The sequence below is a fragment of the Gracilibacillus alcaliphilus genome (assembly GCF_016909015.1).
GTDB classification, from domain to species: Bacteria; Bacillota; Bacilli; order Bacillales; family Amphibacillaceae; genus Gracilibacillus; species Gracilibacillus alcaliphilus.
This window is the reverse complement of the sequence record NZ_JAFBFA010000019.1, coordinates 50,473-72,501: the sequence shown is the minus strand read 5'-3', so window position 1 is coordinate 72,501 and position 22,029 is coordinate 50,473. Positions and strand designations below refer to the sequence as shown.

The following is a 22,029-nucleotide window of genomic DNA, read 5'->3' as shown; positions in this document are numbered from 1 at the left end:
GTGCTAACCAAAATTGTAGCACATATTGCTTAGTAATTTCTCTTTTTAATGAGATTTTTATTGGGATACATGGTAAGGAATGCTTTCCTTTCATTTATGCAACAGTAAAATAAACATAGAAATATATTCACAACACAAATATCATTTTGGGAGCATGAATATTGATATTCCGCTGAAAAACTTGTTCGGAAACCTTGTCTTGTTTTTGCCGATGGGGTTGTATGCAACCTTTTTTGTGAAAAAATTAAATCGATTAGCGCATTTTTTCATTTCTATAACAGGACTGCTGCTATTGGTGGAAATAATTCAGATTGTTACCAGAAGAGGCAGTTTTGATATCGATGATTATATTTTGAACATGCTCGGAGCCCTGCGGAAAGGACTGTTTGCTGGTCGATTGGGGAGAAACAAAGGGGATTAATTAGCTTGTTGAACTACCCCACTTATTTTTCCAATGAAAATTTGAAATGGGAGATTCCTGCGAACACCGGTGCAGCTACCAGTTTTTTAGCAGGCTAACTCCGCCATTCCGACGGTTCGTGCTTAATATTTTGTACGTTGGACTCGCCACACGTCCTACTTTAGCTTGATTTTCGCAACTTCGGCTCGTATGGGGCGATGAACGTTTAAGATTTTACATTACAGACGAATTTCCTGCAACAACCCCATATCTTCAGTTTTCAAAGAGCAACTTACAAGCATATTATAGAACTAGCGTTCGTACTATTCAACCATTTAGGCGACGCCTACCGACATGCCTCTCACCTACTCATCGGGTTATGCCCTTCACATTCTTTGAGGTGGGAGTCTTCTGTCGTAGTTAGATAAAAAGATAAGGATAGATGAACAGGTACTATACCTGCTGACATCTATCCTTAGTAGCAATGATTTTATAAACCACATTTATCTTTCTGTTAAGTATGGTTCCAGTTTTGGCACTTAAGATTCTAATGCAGCTTGAGCAGTGCTTGGAATCTCGTCCCACTGCACTTCATCATAGGAAGTTACCTCACTATCATTCTTTACATACAGCATTAAATAAGCACCTTGGCGTAATTCCTTGTGTGCAGAGAATTCTATTTCTACTGACTCTCCTTCTTCATTAAAAGCGGTTTGCTGATACCAGTATCTGGTCATAATTTCACCGTTATCCAGCTTCTCTTCCTCTATGTCTGTCGGATCAATTACCTCGATATAAACACTATCTTTGCCCAAGCGGTTAAAATCGACGGTCATTAATACAATCACTGCCCCTACTATTAATACAAGGATAATCACAAATATTTTTTTCATCCTATATTCCCTCCTGATTAATCGTACGATAAAATCCTCTTACCGTAATAAAATAATAAATAGTATAAACAAGTGCATAGGCTAACATCCACCATAAGATAGGCACCCAGAGATTCATTTGCAATAAATTAGAAAAGGCGATTAAGGCGACTGTTCCATGCAATAAACCAAGCAATAACGGTGCCATAAAGATCATTCCCATTTGATAGCGGACTGTCCGCTTCATCTCTTTTTTCGATACACCAATTTTACGCAGAATACCATACTTGTCTTTGTCTTCTTCTGCCTCTGTCATCATCTTAAAGAAAATAATACTTCCCGTTGCTAACAAGAACACCAGCCCTAAGAAACTCCCCACAAACAATTGTGCACCAGAGGACCTCAATAAATCTTGGTAGTTCGCTACCGCACTCGAAAAATTCTCCAGACTGTCTGTTTTCGCCAGTTGTTCCGATAAAGCGGCATGTTTTTTATAGTCATCCATTTGAACGGCATGATAACTTGCTGTCTCACCAGTCAATCCTTGGTACGTCTCATCCTCTATCACAAGCACAGCACCTGGTAAGGTTTCTGCATTAAAAATGGATTTGGCATACGTTTTGCTAATCGGAAAAGCCGTACCCTCTATCACTATCTCATCGATCGGTTCTGACCAGCGCTCATCATAAAATGGATCAATCAATAGTACTTCGTTAGCCTTATCTGATAGGCTTTCGATATCATTCCAATTGAGCGTTTCGGCTAATTTTGTAAAAGTGGATTGGTCAATCACATAATATTCTCTGTCCATGTCATTGTCAGACACTCGAATATCCTTCACTTCAAAATCCAGTGTTGCTTCCACAGCATCAGCTTCTATTTCATATTGCGGCCCTTTCCACATAAAGGAAAATGGAATGTATTCCTCGACATTTTGGTCGGTGTTATAATACATGCCAAAGACGGCTCCACCCGCTGTAATAGTAGTGGCACTAAGAGTAGCAATAATGGTTAACGTCTTAGCATTGGCACGTATGCGATATAGCAATTGAGAAGCAGTCATCAGGTTAAGGCCTTTCCACGCCCAGCCTGCCCTTTTCTTTAATGTGTTTAATACATAAACCAATACACTGTTAAATAACAAATAAGAACCTAGTATCGTCAGCCCGATAATAATAAGTGGCATAGCCAAACCGAATATTCTCCATGCGGCAGATGTCATTAAATCTTGCAAGGCTAGCCAATAAGCTAGTACTAATGTCAGTACACCAATTAAAGCAGCAATCAGACGAGCCTTTGGCTGATCTTCTCCTTTTTTCGCTGCATGAAATAAATCAATTAACTTAAATTGATAGATTACACGATAACCAAGCAGGGACGTCACCAAGAAGATGAGAAAGAATACCATCACAGTTTCGATAACGGCACTTCCTGAGAATGCAAAGGTAAATGCCATGTCAAGCCCCATCAGCTTCATTAAGATAGCTAAAAATAACTGGGATAGAAAGAAACCTAATACCATACCAATCAACAAGGAAGTCAGGCCAATCATCATATTCTCAAAGAAAAGTAAAAAGCCAATCGTGCGCTTTCTGACCCCTAATAAGGAATATAAAGCAACTTCCTGCTTACGTTTTTTCATAAAAAAGGTATTGGAATACAGAATAAAAATCGCAACAAATATGACTAATACAAAAGCAGAACCACTCATAATCCCCTTCACTTGTCTCGAGGTTTCTGCCAGCACACTAATATCGTCACTATGCTTTAATGTGGCAAAGGTAAAGTAGATAATGATAGAAAATACCGTTGCCCCTATATAAAGGCCATAATTCTTCATATTACGTCTAATATTCTTTACAGCTAAATCAAACAAGGTCATGTCCATCACCGCCAATATATGCCAATTCATCTAAAATTAATTGGAAAAACTCCTTACGAGTATGATTACCTCGGATCATTTCTTTCGATAATCGGCCATCCTTGATAAATAGAATCCGGCGGCAAAAACTTGCGGCATAGGCATCATGTGTCACCATCATAATCGTTGCTTCTTGTTCTAGATTTAACGAGCTTAGGCTCTCTAATAAATCAGTTGCTGATTTGGAATCAAGTGCTCCTGTCGGCTCATCGGCAAAAATCAGCTTGGGATTGGAAACAAGTGCACGGCAAGAAGCTGTACGTTGTTTCTGCCCGCCTGAAATTTGATATGGATATTTATCCAATAAATTTTCGATACCAAACGTCTGAGCCATCGTCATTACTTTTTCCTGAATTTCTTTTGCCGGCCGTTTAGCAATCGCAAGCGGCAATAGGATATTCTCTCTTACCGTTAAAGAATCTAATAAATTATAATCCTGAAAAATAAAGCCCAAATGATCACGGCGAAAATCTGCTAATTTCTCTTCTTTCATTTTGGCGATATTATCTGCCTCAATCAAGATGTCCCCGCTTGTTGGGGAGTCAATCGTGGCCAATACATTTAATAAAGTAGATTTACCGGCTCCTGAAGGTCCCATTACTCCTACAAATTCGCCTGGTTCAATCGTAAAGGATATATCTTCCAGTGCTTTATAAGTATTGGCTCCTTTTCCATAAATTTTTTCAACATGACTTACTTTTAATACATGTTCCATTCGTATGCACCTCTTTCGTATACTTATACTATAAAGGGCTATCCTTACATGATGTTCACGAGTACCTTACAAAATCCTTAAATACCTGTTATCCTGCAAAAATCCTGTTATGATAGGGTTAGTACTTAAAGAGGATGTTCAAAAAGCCCGATAAAAAGGACACCGCTCATTTCTGACTTGGCAATGTGGTGTCTGGAAGGATATGTGAATGGTGAACACGTGCTTGATAAAGAAAGGATGAAAGTGATGGAAACACCTCGTATCTTAATTGTTGATGATGAAAAGGATTTATGTCAGCTGATGAAGACAACGCTAGAAAAAGAAGGCTTTTCTGAGATTGAAACAGCCGGTACTCTTCAACAAGGTTGGGAGAAATTCGAACAATTTCATCCCAGCCTGGCTATCTTAGATATTATGCTTCCTGATGGAGAAGGATATGACCTGTGCCGAAAGATAAGGGAAACCTCCCGTATTCCTATTCTGTTCTTATCCGCAAAATCTGATGAAGTCGATAAAATTCTTGGACTGGCTATTGGTGGAGATGATTATATCACCAAACCCTTTAGCCCAAAAGAAATGGCTTACCGCGTCAAGGCGCAGTTGCGGCGTGCCGGTATCTATACACTCGAGGCCAATAGTCAAACCGTGAAAAAAACTGAAAAAACAATTGGCTTGTTTACCATTAATGCAGAGGAAACAGAAATAGCAAAAGAAGGGAAACAACTTGACCTGACAGCCAAAGAAGTCGGCTTGATGGCATGTTTTCTCCGCAATCCTAATCAAATTATTAGTAAAGAAAGTCTCTTCCGCACCGTTTGGGGCGAAGATTTCTATGGTGCTGATAATACCTTAATGGTTCATATTCGCCGGCTTCGTGAAAAAATCGAAGAGAATCCATCCAAACCTCAGCATATTGTCACTGTCAAAGGACTGGGTTATCGATTTTATTCGGAAGCTGCCCATTCGTAATGCTTGGCGTTGCCGTTACATAACGAATGACACTTATGAACCATTAGAATAGAAGAATTAGGTGATTAGATATGAAGTGGAAAATCACGCTGCGGTATTTATTATCTATACTCAGCATTGTCTTTATTGTTTGTATCGCGAATACCATTATTTTATTTGGTATTCTTTATCATCAAAGTCTACAGGGGGCTACCGCCTTTGACAGTAATTCAGGAGAAGATTTCACCCGTGCTTTCCAAAAGTATTTGGGCATGAACGATGGGGAACCTGTTGTCTCCAAAGATGGAGAAGAGGCCTTATCACAGTTTGGTGCTTGGTTACAAATTCTCGACCAAAACGGTGATGTGGTCGCGTCATATCAGGCACCGGAAGATTTGCCTAATCATTATACCCCGATTGAACTGGTACATCGCTATAAATATATGGATGATGACTTAAATACGTACTTTATTGGAGAATATGAGGAGTACAGCTATTTGATTGTGGTACCTGATTCATCCGAACAGCGGACCGTTTTTATGGTAAATGGAGAACAAATATTCACCTCGATTACGCAGTTTTTAGGAACTATTATTATTGTCGATTTGTTAATCGCAACACTAGTCGGGTTTCTATTCAGTACCATTTTAACCAAACCAATTAATCGGCTAATTAATCGGATTCATGCCTTAAAAGAGCGAATTTTTGAAAAAGAAAAACCGAAACGTCCTGGTATTTACAAACATGTCTTTGATAATATAAATGAAGTGGCAGAAAAGTTGCAGGCTTATGAACAAGAGCGTCAAAAGCTGGAAAAAATGCGCAATGAATGGATTAGCAATGTATCTCATGATATCAAGACACCATTGTCCTCGATTCGTGGATATGCGGAACTATTACGCAGTGACGATTTGTCCGAGGCCGAACGGTTAGAGTATGCAGAAGTGATTGAACGTCAATCGCTTTATATGAGAGAACTTCTTGATGACTTTAACTTAACGATGCGTTTGCGTAATCAAGAGCTGCCGCTTAACTTGCAGCCTACCAATATGGAACACTTTGTCCGTGAATTGGTGATTGATTTATTAAATGATCCACAATTCAGTTCCAAGCATATTCAATATGATAATACAGAATCTGCCGTGAATTGGGAAATTGATCAGCATCTTATGAAACGGGCATTACTGAATTTTATCTATAATGCCTTACTCCATAATGAAGAGGATGTAGAGATAGACATTCAGGTCACAGAAGAGGGAATTATCATTAAAGATAATGGCAAAGGTATTGCGGCAGAAGAACAAGAGCAAATCTTTGAACGCTATTATCGTGGAACCAACACTGCCAATATACACGGAACCGGACTTGGTATGGCTATCTCACGTGATATTATTCAAGCCCATGGTGGAACGGTCCAACTTACCAGTGTCAAAGGGAAAGGTACAACCATTAAGGTAATGCTTTCGGTGTCTGATTTATAGCTGCTGTTTTCAGTAGCTATTTTTCTTTTAGTATAGAATAGTTCATCTAGCTTTTCTTCCACCTTTAAAACATGAATGACCTTATAGTCAAGCCTTACTTACGCCCCCTTGTCCTTCCCGCCCATCTTCTGGTTCTCTTCATATCTTTTATGCTTCCATGGTGGATCACCATATTTATGCAGTTTTTGATTTACTTTATAAATAACGTATGGAATCAAAAAGGATAATACGGTACATAACAAAATTAATTTTTCAGGTAATACTCCCATTAGTTTTTCCCACATCAATAAGTTCACTCACTTTCCCAATCTTTGACCTTATCCGTAGCACCTGTTGTTCGAACAATCGCATCTGCTTTTACTTTTACTGTGGTATTTTTGAAAATATTTTCTCCCTCGTCCCAGTTATCCTTTATTTTCTCCCATTTTTTATAATGTCTTTGTTGCAGCATTTCGCCGAATCCAAAAAAGTCCATCTCCAGTTCTTCTTTTCCTTTTTGAATAACATCATATGCCAAAGATTCCATTTTTCCATTGATTTGCGTCTCTATTTCCTCAAGGTAGTCTTTTTCTAAAAGTGTTCTTTCTCCATACATCTCCCCGATATTCCCCTCCGTAGAAATTACTATATCAATGTGAATATTATTTGTATCATCTGCGTTTATTTTTATATTACTTTTTGCTTTTCTAATTTCATAAATCATCAACTGATCATTAATTTCAAATTTAATAAAACCGCCTTTCAAATCGCCTGTGATTAGATTTAAACCAACAATTTCTTCATCATTTATTACTCCAACTAAATGATTAGTCCTTCCATTAAAGACTCCTGCACCGTTAAACTGGATTTCATTATCTAATGCGAATATCCTTGGAATAAGATAATTATTTTTCTCTAGCAAGTATTCATGCAAATCCCCTGTTCTAAGAGGTTCAAGTAAGCCTGCTACTTTATCGTTGTTTTCGCTGGCATTATTAATATACATAACTGGAAGAGGTTCCGAGTCGGGTTCGATATCTAATATATCCATGGCTTTGTTTTCGGAAATAAGAATCCTGACCGATCTGCGCATTTCCTGATCTCGAAGAAACAAATCCATGGTACGTGCAAATAATTTTTGCTCGCGTGCTAATTCTTCCGAAACAACGATTAATTGTAAATGCTCAAAAAAAGGGGCATTCCCCTTCATGGTTGACATTTTTCGGATGGCTTCAAATACACTTTCACCATCAATTGATAAATTGTTGAAAGGTTTTTGATCGCCACTGCTATCCTCATTAGGAGCACCTAGTCCACCGGGTATAACAAACTGATTTGTCACGGTTATCATTGGATTATCTTCTGTATGTTCTTCTGCTAAATCAAGCGAAATGCCGACCACAAACCCTCGTTCTTCAATATTAATTTCGTCCCAGCATCCTGTAAGTAATAAACTCATACAACATAATAAGAATAGGCAAACTTTATTCATTTCGCTTCACCCCTCTGATTTTAGCAATCACAGTCAATAGTAGAAGAACAAATATGTTTAAAATAACTATCGTATTACCCATTATCGCTCCTAGTAAGTCTACTGTCACAATATCTTGAGGAAGCATACCAATCAGATAGACAACAGGAGCAAGCATAAAAATAATCTTTAGCTTCATGGTGTTTTTAAAGATAGAATTTAATGCAATAACACTAATATCCATAGCCATCGTTGTCGTATTAAAAATAGCCATAATCCATATAACAAAGAAAATAGATTCAAATCGTTCAAAAAATCCACCAGGTATTTCAACTACTTTTGCTAATTCGATAGTTGGGTATAGTAAATTTGATGTAACAGCATTACCAAACACCGCGATACACACCAAGAAAATGATAATATATAATCCAACAGGAATACACATTCCAAGTGCAGCCATTTTCGGTGCCTTTTTAGGTTGACCCACCAATGCAAGGTGGAACCATAAAATACTAAAACCAAGATACGAGATAGTACTTGTATTAAGTGCCTTCACATAATCTGTAGGAGGGGTTTGAAATACAGGCATTAACTTTTTTATTTCAAACCAGCCTAAATTAAAGATAATGACAGAAAACGCTATAAGAAGAATAATCGGCAAAAACATGATGTTGATTCGAAACAACCCTGCTCTCGAGCCTGAGACAGCATAAACTACGACCAACAGAAAGGTTAGTGCAACGATTTCGATCGGTGTCTGATCGAATAAATATTGTTGAGCTATATTACTAATTTTGCGAACCTGATAGGCGGTTATAACGATGGAACTAGCGGCAAAGAGAATGGTCAAAACAATCGCCACAGGTTTGGTTACAATCTTAGAAGCATAGGTAAGGAATGTTTGATGTCGAAAGCCTGAGGCAAATTTGGCTATAGCCCAAGTCATAAATATAACAATGCAGCCTCCAATTAACAAAGGAACCCAACCATCGGCAAATTTCGTAACGGAAGCCACTTCTCTTGGCAATGAAAGAATTCCTACCCCGATCACGCTGGATGGGATAGCAACCAAGATATCTTTTTCACTAATTCTTTCATCTGCATATTTAAACCTTTTCACTGCTGCTATCTCCTTTGTCCATGAGCTTCTGGTCATTGGTTTGCATATAGTCTGGACGTTTTTTCTTCATGGTAATCGGTACTCGTAACACAAGATCCTTCCAATCATTTAGAAAGTTCGGTGCAAATGGCGACGAATACGGAACACCGAAGCTTGTCAGATTAACAATATGGATATTTATCATGATATAGCCGAGAATGATTCCGTAAAGACCGAATACAGCTGCTGCAAACATTAATCCAAATTGTAAGATTCGAAATGAAATGGCAATACCATAGGATGGCAGGGCAAAAGATGCAATCGCATTAAGGGCCACGACAATGACCATAATAGGGCTAACTATTCCAGCTGAAACGGCGGCATCTCCAATAACAAGACCTCCTACTATTCCTATTGTTTGTCCAATAGGAGTTGGCAATCTTAATCCTGCCTCCCTTAACAACTCCATCGTTGCCGTCATGATCAATGCCTCTATAAATGGCGGAAATGGAACACCATCCCTTGTTGCTGCAATAGAAAATGCCAAATCGGATGGAATCAGTCCTTGATGATAGGAAACCAATGCGATATATAGAGCTGGGAGAAATACGGAGATAAATGCAGCCAGATAACGCAATATTCTAATCAATGTTGCCAGAGACCAACGCCAATAATAATCTTCAGGAGAATGCAGAGAACTGCCAAAAGTCGCTGGTACGATCAATACAAAGGGGGTACGATCTAACATAATGACAACTTTCCCTTGAAGCATTGCTTCTGCAGCCTTATCTGGCCTTTCTGTATTTAAAACCTGTGGAAAAGGAGACAAAAAACTGTCCTCAATCCATTGCTCAATATAGCCAGATTCCGGTGCATCATCAATATCAATCGTTTCCAGTCTCCGTTTTACTTCTTCCACCATATCAGGATTTGCAATACCAGCTACATAAGCGACAACAAGGTCTTTTTTAGAACGTCTGCCAACCTCATAGTTTTTAAAACGAAGATTAGGATCAGCAATATGGCGGCGAATCAGAACTGTATTTGTCCTTAAATTTTCTATAAACCCATCTCTTGGACCACGAATCAGCGACTCTGAAGCTGGTTCTTCAATGGATCGATTTTCTCCGCCTTTTGTATCCATGATCAGCACTTGATCCATTCCATCCAAATAGAACACCGTTTTCCCGCTTAGAATGGCGTTGCAGACATCCTCTAATGATTGTCCCAGTTCGATGTCTGTTACTGTAATCACTTCCCAGTGAATAACGTCAAAAAGCTGATGTTTATCATCGGGCAATTCTGTAGCCTGTTTTAAATTTTTCATAATATGATCATGTATGTAGTTACTGTCAACTAAGCCGTCAATATAAACAATTGCTGTACGATGGCTGGCGCTGTCAATAGTGAATTTACGTATAACAAGATCATTTGGCTCTTCTAGCATCTTGTTAATTTTATTTAGATTTTCAACCAGATTTGTTCCAATTTCAAGTGAGAAATTTTCTTCTTCGCTTTTCTTCTGTTTATTATTTTTTCGATAAAAAGATCGAGCCAACTTTATCCCCTCAAGTCATCTAAAAGTGTGTGTTCAAAGCACCAAGCCCTATCAGGTACTGCAATAATGGATCAAGAACTTCGAGGCGTCATTTTATCAAACTTTTTGAACAGCTTCTAAAATAGTTACTCCGTTTCTTTTTCCCAATAGGCTCTAAATTTATGTATAAAATATATCAAGTTGTAAAATCTAAATTTATATTTCACTTGAGAAGGGGGTAAGACGAAAATGGAAGAAAAAAGTGTACATGTACATCTAACAGCGGCAGAGATTGCTTCGATTTGGACGGGATATATGAATGATACGTTGGCGAAATGCATCTTGAATTTTATGCTAAAGCATGTTGATGACCCTGAAATAAAGCCCGTTATTCAACGTGCTTATGATATTTCTGCAAATCATCTAGAGCAACTACACCAGATCTTTGAAGAAGAAAATTACGCAATTCCCAATGGATTTACTGAACAAGATGTCAACATGAATGCTCCTTGGCTTTTTACCGATGTATTTTGTTTAACCTATGTTACTCACATGGCAAGAATCGGCATGGTAACCTATAGTGGCTTTATTTCGATGAGTATAAAAAAGGAAATCCGCGAATACTCGATACAAGCACTCAGGGAAACGACAATGCTTTATGATCATGCGATAAAGATTGCTCTTGAAAAAGGAATAAATTCGCGACACCCCTATATTGAGCCCCCTAAAGAAGCGGATTATGTGAACAGCAAAAAGTATTTGAGCGGGTTCAATCCGTTTAGCGAGAAGCGGCCATTAAATGCTGTGGAAATATCTCATTTATATATGAATATCCAAACAAATGAAATGGGGACAAAGTTATGTCTTGCCTTTGCCCAAACGTCTCCTAGCAAAGTCGTACAGGACTTTATGATTAGGGGGAAAAATATTTCACAAAAACATATAAAAATATTTGTGGATAACTTGATGAAAGATGAAATTGGAGCGCCGCAAGTACCTGATGTCGCAGTAAGTGACTCCACCACACAAACTTTTTCGGATAAATTAATGATGTTCCATATGTCACTCATTATGTCTGCAGGAGTAGGAAACTATGCCACTGCCGGAGCGGCCAGTCAGCGAACTGATTTAGCAGTTAATTATCAACGACTGGCATTAGAAGTTGCTCGACTTGCCAAAAGTGGTGCAGATATTATGATTGATAATAATTGGCTTGAACAACCGCCTGGAACGAAGGACCGGGAAAAGTTAGCCAAAAACAAAGGAAAAAGCTAATAAATTCTAAAAATAATTGAATAATTTTGAATCAACATCTTTAGGGGATAAAACTTAAGTCAACAGATAAATTTAACAGCTTCGGAGCTCCCCTGAATATAGGGATCATATATAAATGCCAGTCTCCACACAGCTGTCTTTTCTTATTTTAAAGAAAAAGGCAGCAGATGTATTTGATATGACACAAGACCACTTCAAGCAGCTTAAAACTGTTCTTATCAATGAAAATCAGCCTGTACCACAAAGTTTTGCAAATGGGGATGTAAATAAACAAACACCAAAACTTTACACGAAGTGATGTTACAGTTCCTGCAGGCTCCGATTTCTTAGTAACAAATTCTGCTGGAATTTCCCCTTTTCCGATAAATTGATGATGTTTCATTCGACTGGCATGATTGCACAAGGTTCGGAGTTTATGGTTTCAGTATCTCGACCAATACGACCTCGTTGCAAATGATACCTGTTTGACAAGTGAAATATTACTTTACTCAGAAGATGGCTCCAATATTATGATAATGCTGGCTGGAAGAACCACGAATGGCTGATAGAGAGGAATTAGCAAAGATGGAAAAGAGAAAGGGGTAAAAAGATGGAGAAAACATTCTCAGCTAGTTCAGCTGGAAATTATTTATCGGATGGTACATTACTAATGACCTCAGAGGTTATCGATTCAATGGAATCCTTTTTTTCGGACAAGCTTATGATTGATTTAATTACAGTTTTAATCGCTTCAAAAGAATACATTTTTTCTCTACCACCGAATCCAAAACGTGATTTAGCTGCTCCTTATACTCGCTTATCAGCAGAAACGATCAATTTTACAGATAATGGTATAAATAGTATACTAGACAGCAACTGGATGGAACAACCGTCAGAAGCAGTAAACCAGAAAGAATTATCAAAGTAGGTAAGTCAATGGAGACAAAGCTAACTAAAAAAAGTAAAAAACTCGAAGCGGTACTCTGGAGCATTGCTCTGCCCGGATTTGCTCAGTTATTAAACCATCATTATATAAAGGGTATTCTGTTTATTGGATTGGAAATCTTAATTAATGTAATGGGAAATCTTAATACCATAATTATATTGAGTTTTCATTTTAAAATTGAAGAAGCTATAGCACAAACCAACTATTTGTGGTTAATGTTTTACCCTTGTTTATATTTTTATGCTATTTGGGATGCATATAAGAATGCAGGTGGCGGTGAAAAACCATTTGCCTATCTGCCACTTGCATTCTCAGCCTATTTTGTTACAGTAGGCTTAATTTTTTTCCCTAATTTTACCATTTTTGGTTATTTAATTGGTTCTATGTGGCTGCCAATTTTATCGTTACCAATTGGGTTAGCAGTTGGTGGACTTTTCAGGTTGATCTTATTAAAAATATATGCTGATGGTTAACACTTTCAGACAACTTCGCATAAGACCAAATTGCGTAACTATTTCATCAAAATTCCTTTAAAGTGTGCCTCATGCCCTTAACCGCTATAGCAAAGAACAACACTCTTATTTGGTTCATTCGTGTATGTAAAAAAGCGCACACTACACACACCTTTCGACTCTGTTGAAAGGTTAATTTAGCTCTTTAAAGATTGGATTGGATGAAAGAGGTTAATTCTATTTTTTTCACGCCGAATTTGTTAGAATCAAGGAAGTTGGGAGGTGTGAAAAAATCATGGATATCCATGAAGTAAGACAGAAAGAAATCGAAGCGGTATCTGCCTTTTTACATAAGACGATGACCGAAGTATATCCTTTTCCGTTAAGCCTAGCCTCTTTACGAGATCTTTCAGAAATGGAGAATTTATTTCTTATTCCTTCCCGTACCACCATGATTGCTGCTTTCTTAGATGGGGAAGTAGTTGGTACCATTGCCGTCAGACCTTACGATGGCCGAATTACATTACTCGACAAGCGATATCATCTAGCAACTACTTGTGAAATTATTAAATGCTATGTAAAACAAGATTTGCGCCAACAAGGGATCGGCAGTCGTTTGTTTCAACAGGCTCGATCATTTTGTAAAAAGGCTGCTTACTCAATGATGTATCTGCATACCCATCGCTTTCTGCCCGGAGGCTTATCCTTCTGGGAAAAGCAAGGATTCTCCCTAATAGTTGATGAACAAGGGGATTTAGAAACGGTTCATTTAGAACAAAAGGTATAATCTTGATAGAGAAATCGACTGGATCAAGTCTGATACTTAATCCAGTCCACTATCAATCTCTCTCTATTCTCTTTTCTTGCTCCGATCCATAAGTATCATCATACTGCCTAGCAAAAGCAAGACAATACTAATGGCAATATAATTAAATATGGCAGTTGCCGTATCAGGCAATGTTGCTGTCTGACCTGACTCGCTGTCCTTGGCTGCCCTATCTTCCTGATCAATTGAATGTCCTGCATTTTCTTGTTTTCCTTTACTGTCACCTGCATCCTTGTCAGCCTCAGTATCTTGATCAGCTTGCTTATTTCCTCCATCTATGCTGTCATCTAAGTCTCGATCACCTTCTGTGTATTCTCTGCTTTGATCATCATCCGAATTTTGATCGTCCTCTGTTTCTCTGCCATTTTGGTCATCACCGGAATGCTGATCACCTTCTTTATCACCGTCTTGTCGATCATCATCTGCATCTTGATCTTTGTCATCGCCAGAATCTGAGTCATCTTCCTTCTCCTCATTATTTGGCCCTTGATCGTCTTCTTTATCATTATTCGGACCTTGGTCATCATCCGGATTTTCTTCTATCGGTGTCTCTCCATGAATATCCAAGGCTTTTAACATCCCAATGTGCTCAGCCTTTAAACGGCGGCCATATGAATCTGCAGAGTCAGTATTCTTTACTTGTACATATACTTTATCGGTATAATTCCCAGTCGCCTGAGCAATTTGTAAAAGCTGTACTCCCCAATGACCGCCCCAGGAATAACCGTTTCTTCTTTCTTCTTCAATCTCCATGATGTTATGCTTAATCACACCGTCACGGCCTGAAAAAATCGGCTTGTTGCTACCTATTTGATAGAAACGATACCAGGCAGTAGAATGGTTATCTTCTACAAAATATTGATTATTGGGATCACCGCTGATATAACGGGTATTCTCCAATTTTACATCATCAAGCCATTCTAAAGCACCTAAAACGGCGCGGTTTATTTCCTCAGTTTGCGGTCGAGACATTAGATAACGGATAATCCCAATCGATTCTTGCCCTGAAATAGAAGGATGTTCATATGCACGGGCTTCTTTTGGCTCATAGGTAACTGGATCATGCTGGGCACACCATGCCGTTAGTTTTCCATCCACTTCAATTTGGGCATTTAAAATATAATCAATCGCCAATTCAATTGATTCTTTCGTTTTGGTCACATATTCCTCACTGATTAAATCACCATTAAACGGATAACGTTGTTCTGCAACCAAATCCAACGTTTCTAACACATTAATCATTGCTTCATCATTAAAGGTGACATAATCGGAATAGTTTCCTCTTGCTGGATAGACTTGGGCAAACCCGCCTGTATCATATTGCAGCTGGAAGAGAAATTCCATCCCTTTTTCAATACTTTCCTTATACTTGTCATCCTTTGTTTCCTGATACACTTGCGCCAAATACAAGATCTCGGAAATGGTGGCATCGTTATCAATCGTACCAAGTTCAACACCGTTATTCACCCATTCTGAACGAGACTCTTCCCCATCCCAGGGCCTTGTATAAATATGTGACCAATTTTTGGTCCAGCCTCCATGCTCCATTTGCCAAGTCAGCAAGTTGTCTGCTTCCTGTATCGCATACTCCAAATCACCGGCAAATCTATTTTCCTCCACCTCTTGTGGGTATTCGCCATACTCATCCCACGCTTCTAAACTATGAAATAATACAACGGTTTGACCAAATTGATTGATGCTGTGTGTCGCCTTATCCACTTGCAGACTGCGAAAATTTGGTGTTAATAACTCCCACGCCCTTGTCGGCACGACCGCTTCCAAGTCATTGTAATCAAAGTCTATAAAATAGCCATTTAAGGTAACTGCCATCACTTGATTGGAAAGCGCATGTACACCGAGAATTTCTACTTCTCTCTCAACTTGAGGTGGCAGCCATTCTCTTGCTTCTCCCCATGTGACTGGAGTCTGTTCTGAGGAGACTTCTTTCTCCATTAATGAGGCTAAAATATAGGTAGCTTCTTGTTTAGTGATCACTTGATGCGGCAGTATATTACCATTTGTCACCAAATCATCTGCATATCCTTCCCTTTTTGCAGTCTCCAGTACATACGCATACCACTTCTCTGCAGATACTTCCCAAATAAATTCTTGATGGTGTAATTGTTTAAATTTCTCTTCTGCTGGAAATCCAAAGGCATCATTTACAAGGGCAAAGAATTCAAGTCTTGTTATTTCCTGCTCATCTGGTGCCTGTTCTGTTACTGTCAGCCCAAGCTGTTCCATTTTTTTCACTAAAGGTTCTCCAACGACCTCCTCTAAGCTGGAATCTTCGACCTCAACTGAATCTTCCCGCTCTGCTTCTGATCCATTATATACACGCAGATGATCTATATTAGCTCCGCCGCTTGCGCCGATACCTGTTGCCCTAACAATATGTTCCCCAGCTTCCAATGAAACCGTAATAGAGGTATATTCCCAATTAGTCCAAGCACCTGTTGGGTCAAAAGCCAAACTGGCTGCTGCCACTTGACCATCTATTTTGATTTCGGCCGGACGCTGATCTGTCCCACCATGGGCATAACGAAAAGCCAGTGTATATTCACCAGCAACAGGGACATCTATCGTCCAATCCACCCAGCTACCAGGTTGATTCGGTTCAAAATCAATAAACCCGGAACCTGTATAGCCGGCATGCTGATTATCAATAATAACCATCTGCTCATCAAAATCAGCCTCTTCTGCCTCATAAATATCATCTATCTCCATCCAGACACGGAGGTGATCAATGTTGGCACCGCCGCTTGGGGCTATCCCAGTGGCACGAACTTTGTGTTCACCAGCAGTCAATGTTGCTTTTGTAGAAGTATACTCCCAATCCGCAAAACCACCAGTAGGATCAAACGCTAATTCTGGTGCTATTATTTCTCCATCAACGGCTATCTCTGTTGGACGTTGATCCGTTCCGCCATGGGCATAACGGAAATCTAAGTAATACTCTCCATCCACAGGTACATCAATTGTCCATTCAATCCACCCTCCAGGGGCATTGGGACTATAATCAACAAAACCAGAACCTGTATACCCAGTATGTTTATTATCTACAATCGCGGCATGTAGTTCAGCCTCTTCTGCTTCATAGATCTGACTATTTTGGTGCTCTGCAGGTTCTTCCGGTTTAGATGGCTCTTCGGGTTCTGTTGGTTCTTCCGGATTCGGTTCTGGTTCAACCGATTCTCCCGGCTTCAATTCTGTTACCCTAATATCGTCCATATAATGACCTTTTGTACCTCCATTAGGGGTAAATGTTTCAAAAAAGTTAATGTGAGTTGTCGCTTGATTAAATGCAGCTTGTGCTAGTTGAAGTTCATCATTTATATAGACATTTGCGATTTGATGATCTAGATTCATTTCGATCTTGATGTCATACCATTCATTTTCAATGACTTCTATTAAAGGTTCATAATGATCACCAGTTCTGTACGTAATATGATCATCCTTTGTCTCTATAATAACTGGTGTGCCATCCCCTTTTATTCGTACTACCTTGGTGGAGTTAGTATAGCTTGGCTGCATAAACTTTAATTCCATTGTTACCTTGCCCGCCAAATCCGGCAGATTTTTGCTCATGATTACATTGGTTTCTTCACTTGTATCATCTAAATAAACACTTTTATTTTCTTCTGAAGGCACATCTGCCACAGTTACCGTTCCACCACTGTTGGAAACTGTCACATCACTAGGTGCCTCCCCGATGGTATCTTCATTAAAGTTATGTTCAAAAATAACTTCACCTTCTGGCTTTTCCTCCACGTCTACTTCTTCCTCTTCGACGGTCTGAACATGTGAAATGACCACATCATCTATCAAATGACCATAGGCACCATTTCCAGGTGTGATCGATTCAATCGAATCAATGCTGGAAACAGCTTGATAAAGCGCTGTCTCTTCTAGTATTAATTGATCATTAATATAGGTATTTACTGTTTGTTCCGTCAGATTGATTTCCAGTTTAACAGCATACCAAACGCCTTCTTCAAGTTCGACCAATTCCTGATAAGTGTCATCTCCGTGTCGATAACTGATATAACCATCTTTTGTTTCGATAATGGCCGCTGTTCCATTCCCTTTGACACGCAATATCTTGGCAGAACTTTTATAATTTGGCTGCATAACACTCAATTCAATCGTGACTTGATCTGTTACCTCTTCAAAAGACTTTGAAATTTGAACGGCTTCTTCCTCACTCGTATCCTCTAACATAACAAACTGATTACCTTCTGCTTCTCCAACCGTAACGGTTCCACCATTCGCCATGATGTCTAAATTAGCAGGCGGCTCTCCCACTGTCTCCTCTTCAAATGTATCTTGAAAAATAACAACGTTGTTAAATGCAGGCGCAGCTTTTATGGCCTGCACAGGTAAGACAGAGCAAATAGTCGTACTTATTAATAAAAGGATTAAAAAAATATTACATGAGCGCTTCCATCGGTTCATTGTCTTTCTCCCTTCTTATTTAAAATGATTGGAGCTTTTGACTGTTTTTTCCCTCCCTTCTTGTTGTGCTGCCACATATTGTTCTCTATACTGTTTAGGTGTCATATCAACATGTTGTTTAAAGCAACGAATAAAGTTCGATGCCGTCGAAAAACCAATTTGTTCGGATAATGCATTGATCGAAATAGTTGTCTTTCTCAAGGCTTGTTTTGCTTCGGTTATTCGCCTGTGTAAAATATATTGCTGAATGGTCATACCGAATTCCTTCTTGAAAATACGGCATAAATAATATTTATTAAAGTGAAGTTTTTCTGCTAATGCCTCTAGCTGCCAATTCGTGTGCCAGATTGCATCGATTTCTGTTAACATACGCTCTTGCAGAGTTGTTTGTTCAAAGGTTGGCTGCTTATCTGCTGCATGTTGGGGTAAAAATGAGGTATGTATTTCTCTAGTAAGGTAGAGAAGCAGTTCTGCCAAGTATAGTTCCAAAGCGCTCTGCTGTTCCCATGCATGAATATCTTGATATTCCCGCAACAGCTTCTCAATAATTTGTTGAAAGCCATCTTTCCTCCACATAAACAAATGCAGCACACATCGCGGAACCGGTAAATCATCTAACATATGTTTAAATCTTTGCAAAATAATCTGATTAGATTGCAGGAAATCTTCCGTAAAAAGCAGCACAACGCGCTTATAGATCTGATCTTGCGCAAAGCTTACCTTATGGAAGTCTGTACTTTTAAATAGAAGCACTTGATCTCCTTTCACCCGATAGATTTGTTCTTCAAAAATAAAGACAGCTTCTCCATACTTGACCCAAACTATTTCATAGCCTGCATGTGAGTGAAAATCCTTAGCTGTCTTTCTTGTTGTTTTATCTTCTATTTTAAAAGATGAAATTTCTTTGGGACTGCTCATTTTTTCTCACTTCCTTTCCTCACATAAAGAAAACGGTTACAAAATGTATTATAACATAGTGATTTTTGTCACTATATATAAATATTGTTGAAAAAGTATGCAAATATTGTTCTTTGATCGAAATGCAGTAAACCAAACAATTATTTCTGATAAATGGGATATTTTAGTTTTATTGTTAATCATCACGGGTATATTTACTAAAGACAACGGTATTTACCTCCCCTTTTAAGCTATCGAAATAGAGACCTTTAAAAGATCAACTTGGAGATAAGGTATTTCCAAAAACCTTTATTTAAAATAATTATAAATAAATATTGATTTTTATTAAATTTGTATTATAATAAAATATGTAATACTAATAACAAAGGAGAGGTGTTTTTTATGAGTCAAGAAAAAAAATACTTAACAACGGCTTCCGGTGCTCCTGTTGGTGATAATCAGCATTCTATCACAGCTGGACAAAGGGGTCCTACTTTAATCCAAGACGTACATCTACTAGAGAAACTTGCTCATTTCAACCGCGAGAGAATACCTGAACGTGTTGTGCATGCCAAAGGTGCAGGTGCCCATGGTTACTTTGAAGTGACAAATGATCTTTCTAAATATACAAAAGCAGATTTCTTATCAGAGGTTGGCAAAAAAACACCCATGTTTATTCGTTTTTCTACAGTAGCCGGTGAATTAGGTTCTGCTGATACTGTGCGTGACCCGCGTGGTTTTGCTGTTAAATTTTATACAGAAGAAGGAAACTATGATTTAGTAGGTAACAATACACCGATTTTCTTCATTAGAGATGCAATCAAATTCCCTGACTTCATTCACACACAAAAACGACATCCACAAACACACTTGAAAGATCCAAATATGGTATGGGATTTTTGGTCCTTATCTCCAGAGTCTTTACACCAAATTACGTATCTTCATTCTGACCGTGGTATCCCTGCAACATTCCGTCATATGAATGGCTATGGCAGTCATACCTTTAAGTGGGTTAATAAAGACGGTGAAGCAGTATTTGTGAAGTATCACTTCATTAGTGATCAAGGTGTGAAAGGATTAGATCCAAAAGTTGCCGATGAATTAGCTGGGACAAACCCTGACTATCATACAGAAGATTTATTTAATGCGATTGATAAAGGCGATTTTCCATCATGGACTCTAAAGGTACAAATTATGCCAATTGAAGATGCCGAGACGTATCGCTATGATCCGTTTGATGTAACAAAAGTCTGGCCGCATGCCGATTATCCATTAATGGAAGTGGGTAAAATGGTACTTGATCGGAATCCAGAGAATTATTTCGCGGAAGTAGAACAAGCTGCTTTCTCTCCTGGACATTTTGTTCCTGGTATTGAAGCTTCTCCGGACAAAATGCTGCAAGGCCGTTTATTTGCCTATTCCGATGCTCACCGTTATCGTGTAGGTGCCAATCATGAATCACTTCCAATTAATCGTGCCAAAGCACCTGTCAATAACTATCAGCGTGATGGTTATATGAGCCATGACGGTAACAGCGGAAGTGCACCTAACTATGAGCCAAATAGTTATAGTGATGCGCCAAAAGAGACACCTGAGAACAAAATAAGTCCATTTGAAGTTTCCGGTTTAGCGGATAGTGTGAATTATGATAGTGAAGATCACTACTCCCAGCCGCGCTCTCTTTTCCGTGATGTATTGGATGATGAAGGTCGCCAGCGCTTAATCCAGAATTTTGCTGACCACTTAAGCGGTGTAACCCGTGAAGGAATTGTGGAACGTCAATTAGGTTTATTCTACAAAGTTGATCCTGAGTTAGCAGAAGGTATAGCAGCGATTCTAAACGTAGAAGTTCCAGAACACGCAAAAGAATAAACAATAACCTGAGCATATGGTTCCATCTTAATTGATGGAACCATATTTTTTTGTGTAAAAGGCCTGCACTTTCCTCAAAAATAATCTTCTGCGGCAAATCTTGTTTATTTGTAAGAGAAACAGACAATATCGAAGGATTTATGAAGTTATCCTAATCTCATGTTCCTCAGAGAAACAGATGGAATTTAACCATGCTTAATCATTCTATAGCCAGTTTGAGTAATCATTTGAATAACGTTATCATAAAAAGGTAGATTTTTTCACAACTAAAAAGCAGTTTAAATGCCCTATAAGCGGGTATTGGCTTAAATTCAGTAAGGAAAATCTAGAAAGGAGAAAATAGTGACTCAAATTAATAATCAACAAACCACATCTGATCAAGTATTATTTTCCCATCCGACTCCAGAGGAAGGAGCAGAAATGTGGAATTTAGTAACTCGTTCTACACTCGACACCAACTCACCATATAAATATCTTTTAATGAGTGAGTATTTCGATGAAACATGTGTCGTCGCAAAACAAAACGAAGAGGTGGTTGGTTTTATTACTGCATTTATCTCTCCTAAGAAGCCTGATACTGTATTCGTTTGGCAAATTGGTGTGGATGCCTCCCAAAGAGGTAAAGGCATTGCTTTGAAAATGCTGCATTATCTGTTAGACAGCGAAGCTTGCCAAAACACCAAGTATGTCGAATCAACGATTACACCCGACAATAAGGCCTCACAATCATTATTCCAAAAGCTAGCTCGTGATTTTCATACAGATATTTCTTCTAGCGAGTTGTTTACAAAGGCAGTATTCCCTGGAGATGAACACGAAGAAGAACGTAAGTATGTAGTTGGACCGATCCATAGGTAAATGTATGATGACATGTCATGCATTTGGACAGAATGATCTTGCTATC

At 38.7% G+C, this 22,029-nt stretch carries 19 protein-coding genes; 10 read left to right on the top strand and 9 right to left on the bottom strand.

What is annotated here, in order from left to right; translation table 11 throughout:
• Nucleotides 1-154: 154 nt before the first annotated feature.
• Entirely contained in the window at nucleotides 155-421 is a 267-nt protein-coding gene (locus JOD18_RS14050; protein ID WP_239588133.1) for a VanZ family protein, read from the top strand.
• Nucleotides 422-939: 518 nt separating this feature from the next.
• Here JOD18_RS14050 and JOD18_RS14045 read toward each other — a convergent pair.
• From JOD18_RS14045 to JOD18_RS14035, 3 genes are read right to left on the bottom strand one after another with little or no spacing between them, the layout of a single operon-like run.
• The gene (locus tag JOD18_RS14045) at nucleotides 940-1,293 is read right to left on the bottom strand and encodes a YxeA family protein (protein WP_204669699.1); all 354 of its coding nucleotides are present in this window, start codon (nucleotides 1,291-1,293) and stop codon (nucleotides 940-942) included.
• Nucleotide 1,294: 1 nt separating this feature from the next.
• Nucleotides 1,295-3,154, bottom strand: a complete 1,860-nt coding sequence (locus JOD18_RS14040) for an ABC transporter permease (RefSeq protein ID WP_204669697.1) — start codon at nucleotides 3,152-3,154, stop codon at nucleotides 1,295-1,297.
• Nucleotides 3,141-3,908 (bottom strand): ABC transporter ATP-binding protein, encoded by a 768-nt coding sequence (locus JOD18_RS14035; protein ID WP_204669695.1) that lies wholly within the window; start codon nucleotides 3,906-3,908, stop codon nucleotides 3,141-3,143. Before JOD18_RS14035 ends, JOD18_RS14040 begins: the two co-directional genes overlap by 14 nt.
• A 246-nt stretch (nucleotides 3,909-4,154) precedes the next feature.
• Here JOD18_RS14035 and JOD18_RS14030 point away from each other — a divergent pair, with 246 nt between their 5' ends.
• On the top strand, nucleotides 4,155-4,877 hold the full coding sequence (locus JOD18_RS14030) for a response regulator transcription factor (protein ID WP_204669693.1): 723 nt from the start codon (nucleotides 4,155-4,157) through the stop codon (nucleotides 4,875-4,877).
• A gap of 71 nt (nucleotides 4,878-4,948) precedes the next feature.
• Nucleotides 4,949-6,337 carry a sensor histidine kinase gene (locus JOD18_RS14025; RefSeq protein WP_204669691.1) on the top strand — a complete coding sequence of 463 codons (1,389 nt, stop codon included), beginning with the start codon at nucleotides 4,949-4,951 and terminating at the stop codon, nucleotides 6,335-6,337.
• A gap of 98 nt (nucleotides 6,338-6,435) precedes the next feature.
• Here the strand turns inward: JOD18_RS14025 and JOD18_RS14020 are convergent, their stop codons facing one another.
• Genes JOD18_RS14020 through JOD18_RS14005 form a run of 4 tightly spaced genes read right to left on the bottom strand, consistent with a single transcriptional unit; the run spans nucleotide 6,436 to nucleotide 10,444 of the window.
• Complete coding sequence (locus tag JOD18_RS14020; protein ID WP_338029547.1) at nucleotides 6,436-6,606, bottom strand: hypothetical protein; 171 nt, start codon at nucleotides 6,604-6,606, stop codon at nucleotides 6,436-6,438.
• 23 nt (nucleotides 6,607-6,629) lie between these two features.
• Nucleotides 6,630-7,808 carry a Ger(x)C family spore germination protein gene (locus tag JOD18_RS14015; RefSeq protein WP_204669687.1) on the bottom strand — a complete coding sequence of 393 codons (1,179 nt, stop codon included), beginning with the start codon at nucleotides 7,806-7,808 and terminating at the stop codon, nucleotides 6,630-6,632.
• Nucleotides 7,801-8,907, bottom strand: a complete 1,107-nt coding sequence (locus tag JOD18_RS14010; RefSeq protein ID WP_204669685.1) for an endospore germination permease — start codon at nucleotides 8,905-8,907, stop codon at nucleotides 7,801-7,803. The genes JOD18_RS14015 and JOD18_RS14010 overlap by 8 nt, the downstream gene beginning before the upstream one ends.
• On the bottom strand, nucleotides 8,894-10,444 hold the full coding sequence (locus JOD18_RS14005; protein ID WP_204669684.1) for a spore germination protein: 1,551 nt from the start codon (nucleotides 10,442-10,444) through the stop codon (nucleotides 8,894-8,896). The genes JOD18_RS14010 and JOD18_RS14005 overlap by 14 nt, the downstream gene beginning before the upstream one ends.
• Before the next feature lie 228 nt (nucleotides 10,445-10,672).
• Between JOD18_RS14005 and JOD18_RS14000 the strand changes: the two genes are divergently transcribed.
• The 5 genes from JOD18_RS14000 (at nucleotide 10,673) to JOD18_RS13980 (ending at nucleotide 13,862) form a co-directional block, all read left to right on the top strand.
• Nucleotides 10,673-11,698 (top strand): DUF3231 family protein, encoded by a 1,026-nt coding sequence (locus tag JOD18_RS14000; protein ID WP_204669682.1) that lies wholly within the window; start codon nucleotides 10,673-10,675, stop codon nucleotides 11,696-11,698.
• Between the two features lie 115 nt (nucleotides 11,699-11,813).
• Nucleotides 11,814-11,996 carry a DUF3231 family protein gene (locus JOD18_RS13995; RefSeq protein ID WP_204669681.1) on the top strand — a complete coding sequence of 61 codons (183 nt, stop codon included), beginning with the start codon at nucleotides 11,814-11,816 and terminating at the stop codon, nucleotides 11,994-11,996.
• Between the two features lie 291 nt (nucleotides 11,997-12,287).
• The gene (locus JOD18_RS13990) at nucleotides 12,288-12,605 is read left to right on the top strand and encodes a DUF3231 family protein (RefSeq protein ID WP_204669679.1); all 318 of its coding nucleotides are present in this window, start codon (nucleotides 12,288-12,290) and stop codon (nucleotides 12,603-12,605) included.
• Nucleotides 12,606-12,613: 8 nt separating this feature from the next.
• On the top strand, nucleotides 12,614-13,096 hold the full coding sequence (locus tag JOD18_RS13985; RefSeq protein WP_204669677.1) for a hypothetical protein: 483 nt from the start codon (nucleotides 12,614-12,616) through the stop codon (nucleotides 13,094-13,096).
• A gap of 274 nt (nucleotides 13,097-13,370) precedes the next feature.
• Nucleotides 13,371-13,862 carry a GNAT family N-acetyltransferase gene (locus JOD18_RS13980; protein WP_204669675.1) on the top strand — a complete coding sequence of 164 codons (492 nt, stop codon included), beginning with the start codon at nucleotides 13,371-13,373 and terminating at the stop codon, nucleotides 13,860-13,862.
• A 63-nt stretch (nucleotides 13,863-13,925) separates the two neighbouring features.
• Here JOD18_RS13980 and pelA read toward each other — a convergent pair whose 3' ends face one another.
• Complete coding sequence (pelA, locus tag JOD18_RS13975; protein WP_204669673.1) at nucleotides 13,926-18,356, bottom strand: pectate lyase; 4,431 nt, start codon at nucleotides 18,354-18,356, stop codon at nucleotides 13,926-13,928.
• A 15-nt stretch (nucleotides 18,357-18,371) separates the two neighbouring features.
• On the bottom strand, nucleotides 18,372-19,274 hold the full coding sequence (locus JOD18_RS13970) for an AraC family transcriptional regulator (RefSeq protein WP_204669671.1): 903 nt from the start codon (nucleotides 19,272-19,274) through the stop codon (nucleotides 18,372-18,374).
• Nucleotides 19,275-19,655: 381 nt separating this feature from the next.
• Between JOD18_RS13970 and JOD18_RS13965 the strand changes: the two genes are divergently transcribed.
• Together JOD18_RS13965 and ectA are read left to right on the top strand one after the other, a co-directional pair.
• Nucleotides 19,656-21,125 (top strand): catalase, encoded by a 1,470-nt coding sequence (locus JOD18_RS13965; protein WP_204669669.1) that lies wholly within the window; start codon nucleotides 19,656-19,658, stop codon nucleotides 21,123-21,125.
• Nucleotides 21,126-21,464: 339 nt separating this feature from the next.
• Complete coding sequence (ectA, locus tag JOD18_RS13960) at nucleotides 21,465-21,983, top strand: diaminobutyrate acetyltransferase (RefSeq protein ID WP_204669748.1); 519 nt, start codon at nucleotides 21,465-21,467, stop codon at nucleotides 21,981-21,983.
• Nucleotides 21,984-22,029: the final 46 nt, after the last annotated feature.

Excerpts from the sequence above, each read along its gene's own strand:
- JOD18_RS14050 (WP_239588133.1), top strand. The coding sequence starts at position 155 with ATGAATATTGATATTCCGCTGAAAAACTTGTTCGGAAACCTTGTCTTG.
- JOD18_RS14045 (WP_204669699.1), bottom strand. The coding sequence starts at position 1,293 with ATGAAAAAAATATTTGTGATTATCCTTGTATTAATAGTAGGGGCAGTG.
- JOD18_RS14040 (WP_204669697.1), bottom strand. The coding sequence starts at position 3,154 with ATGACCTTGTTTGATTTAGCTGTAAAGAATATTAGACGTAATATGAAG.
- JOD18_RS14035 (WP_204669695.1), bottom strand. The coding sequence starts at position 3,908 with ATGGAACATGTATTAAAAGTAAGTCATGTTGAAAAAATTTATGGAAAA.
- JOD18_RS14030 (WP_204669693.1), top strand. The coding sequence starts at position 4,155 with ATGGAAACACCTCGTATCTTAATTGTTGATGATGAAAAGGATTTATGT.
- JOD18_RS14025 (WP_204669691.1), top strand. The coding sequence starts at position 4,949 with ATGAAGTGGAAAATCACGCTGCGGTATTTATTATCTATACTCAGCATT.
- JOD18_RS14020 (WP_338029547.1), bottom strand. The coding sequence starts at position 6,606 with ATGGGAGTATTACCTGAAAAATTAATTTTGTTATGTACCGTATTATCC.
- JOD18_RS14015 (WP_204669687.1), bottom strand. The coding sequence starts at position 7,808 with ATGAATAAAGTTTGCCTATTCTTATTATGTTGTATGAGTTTATTACTT.
- JOD18_RS14000 (WP_204669682.1), top strand. The coding sequence starts at position 10,673 with ATGGAAGAAAAAAGTGTACATGTACATCTAACAGCGGCAGAGATTGCT.
- JOD18_RS13995 (WP_204669681.1), top strand. The coding sequence starts at position 11,814 with ATGCCAGTCTCCACACAGCTGTCTTTTCTTATTTTAAAGAAAAAGGCA.
- JOD18_RS13990 (WP_204669679.1), top strand. The coding sequence starts at position 12,288 with ATGGAGAAAACATTCTCAGCTAGTTCAGCTGGAAATTATTTATCGGAT.
- JOD18_RS13985 (WP_204669677.1), top strand. The coding sequence starts at position 12,614 with ATGGAGACAAAGCTAACTAAAAAAAGTAAAAAACTCGAAGCGGTACTC.
- JOD18_RS13980 (WP_204669675.1), top strand. The coding sequence starts at position 13,371 with ATGGATATCCATGAAGTAAGACAGAAAGAAATCGAAGCGGTATCTGCC.
- pelA (WP_204669673.1), bottom strand. The coding sequence starts at position 18,356 with ATGAACCGATGGAAGCGCTCATGTAATATTTTTTTAATCCTTTTATTA.
- JOD18_RS13970 (WP_204669671.1), bottom strand. The coding sequence starts at position 19,274 with ATGAGCAGTCCCAAAGAAATTTCATCTTTTAAAATAGAAGATAAAACA.
- JOD18_RS13965 (WP_204669669.1), top strand. The coding sequence starts at position 19,656 with ATGAGTCAAGAAAAAAAATACTTAACAACGGCTTCCGGTGCTCCTGTT.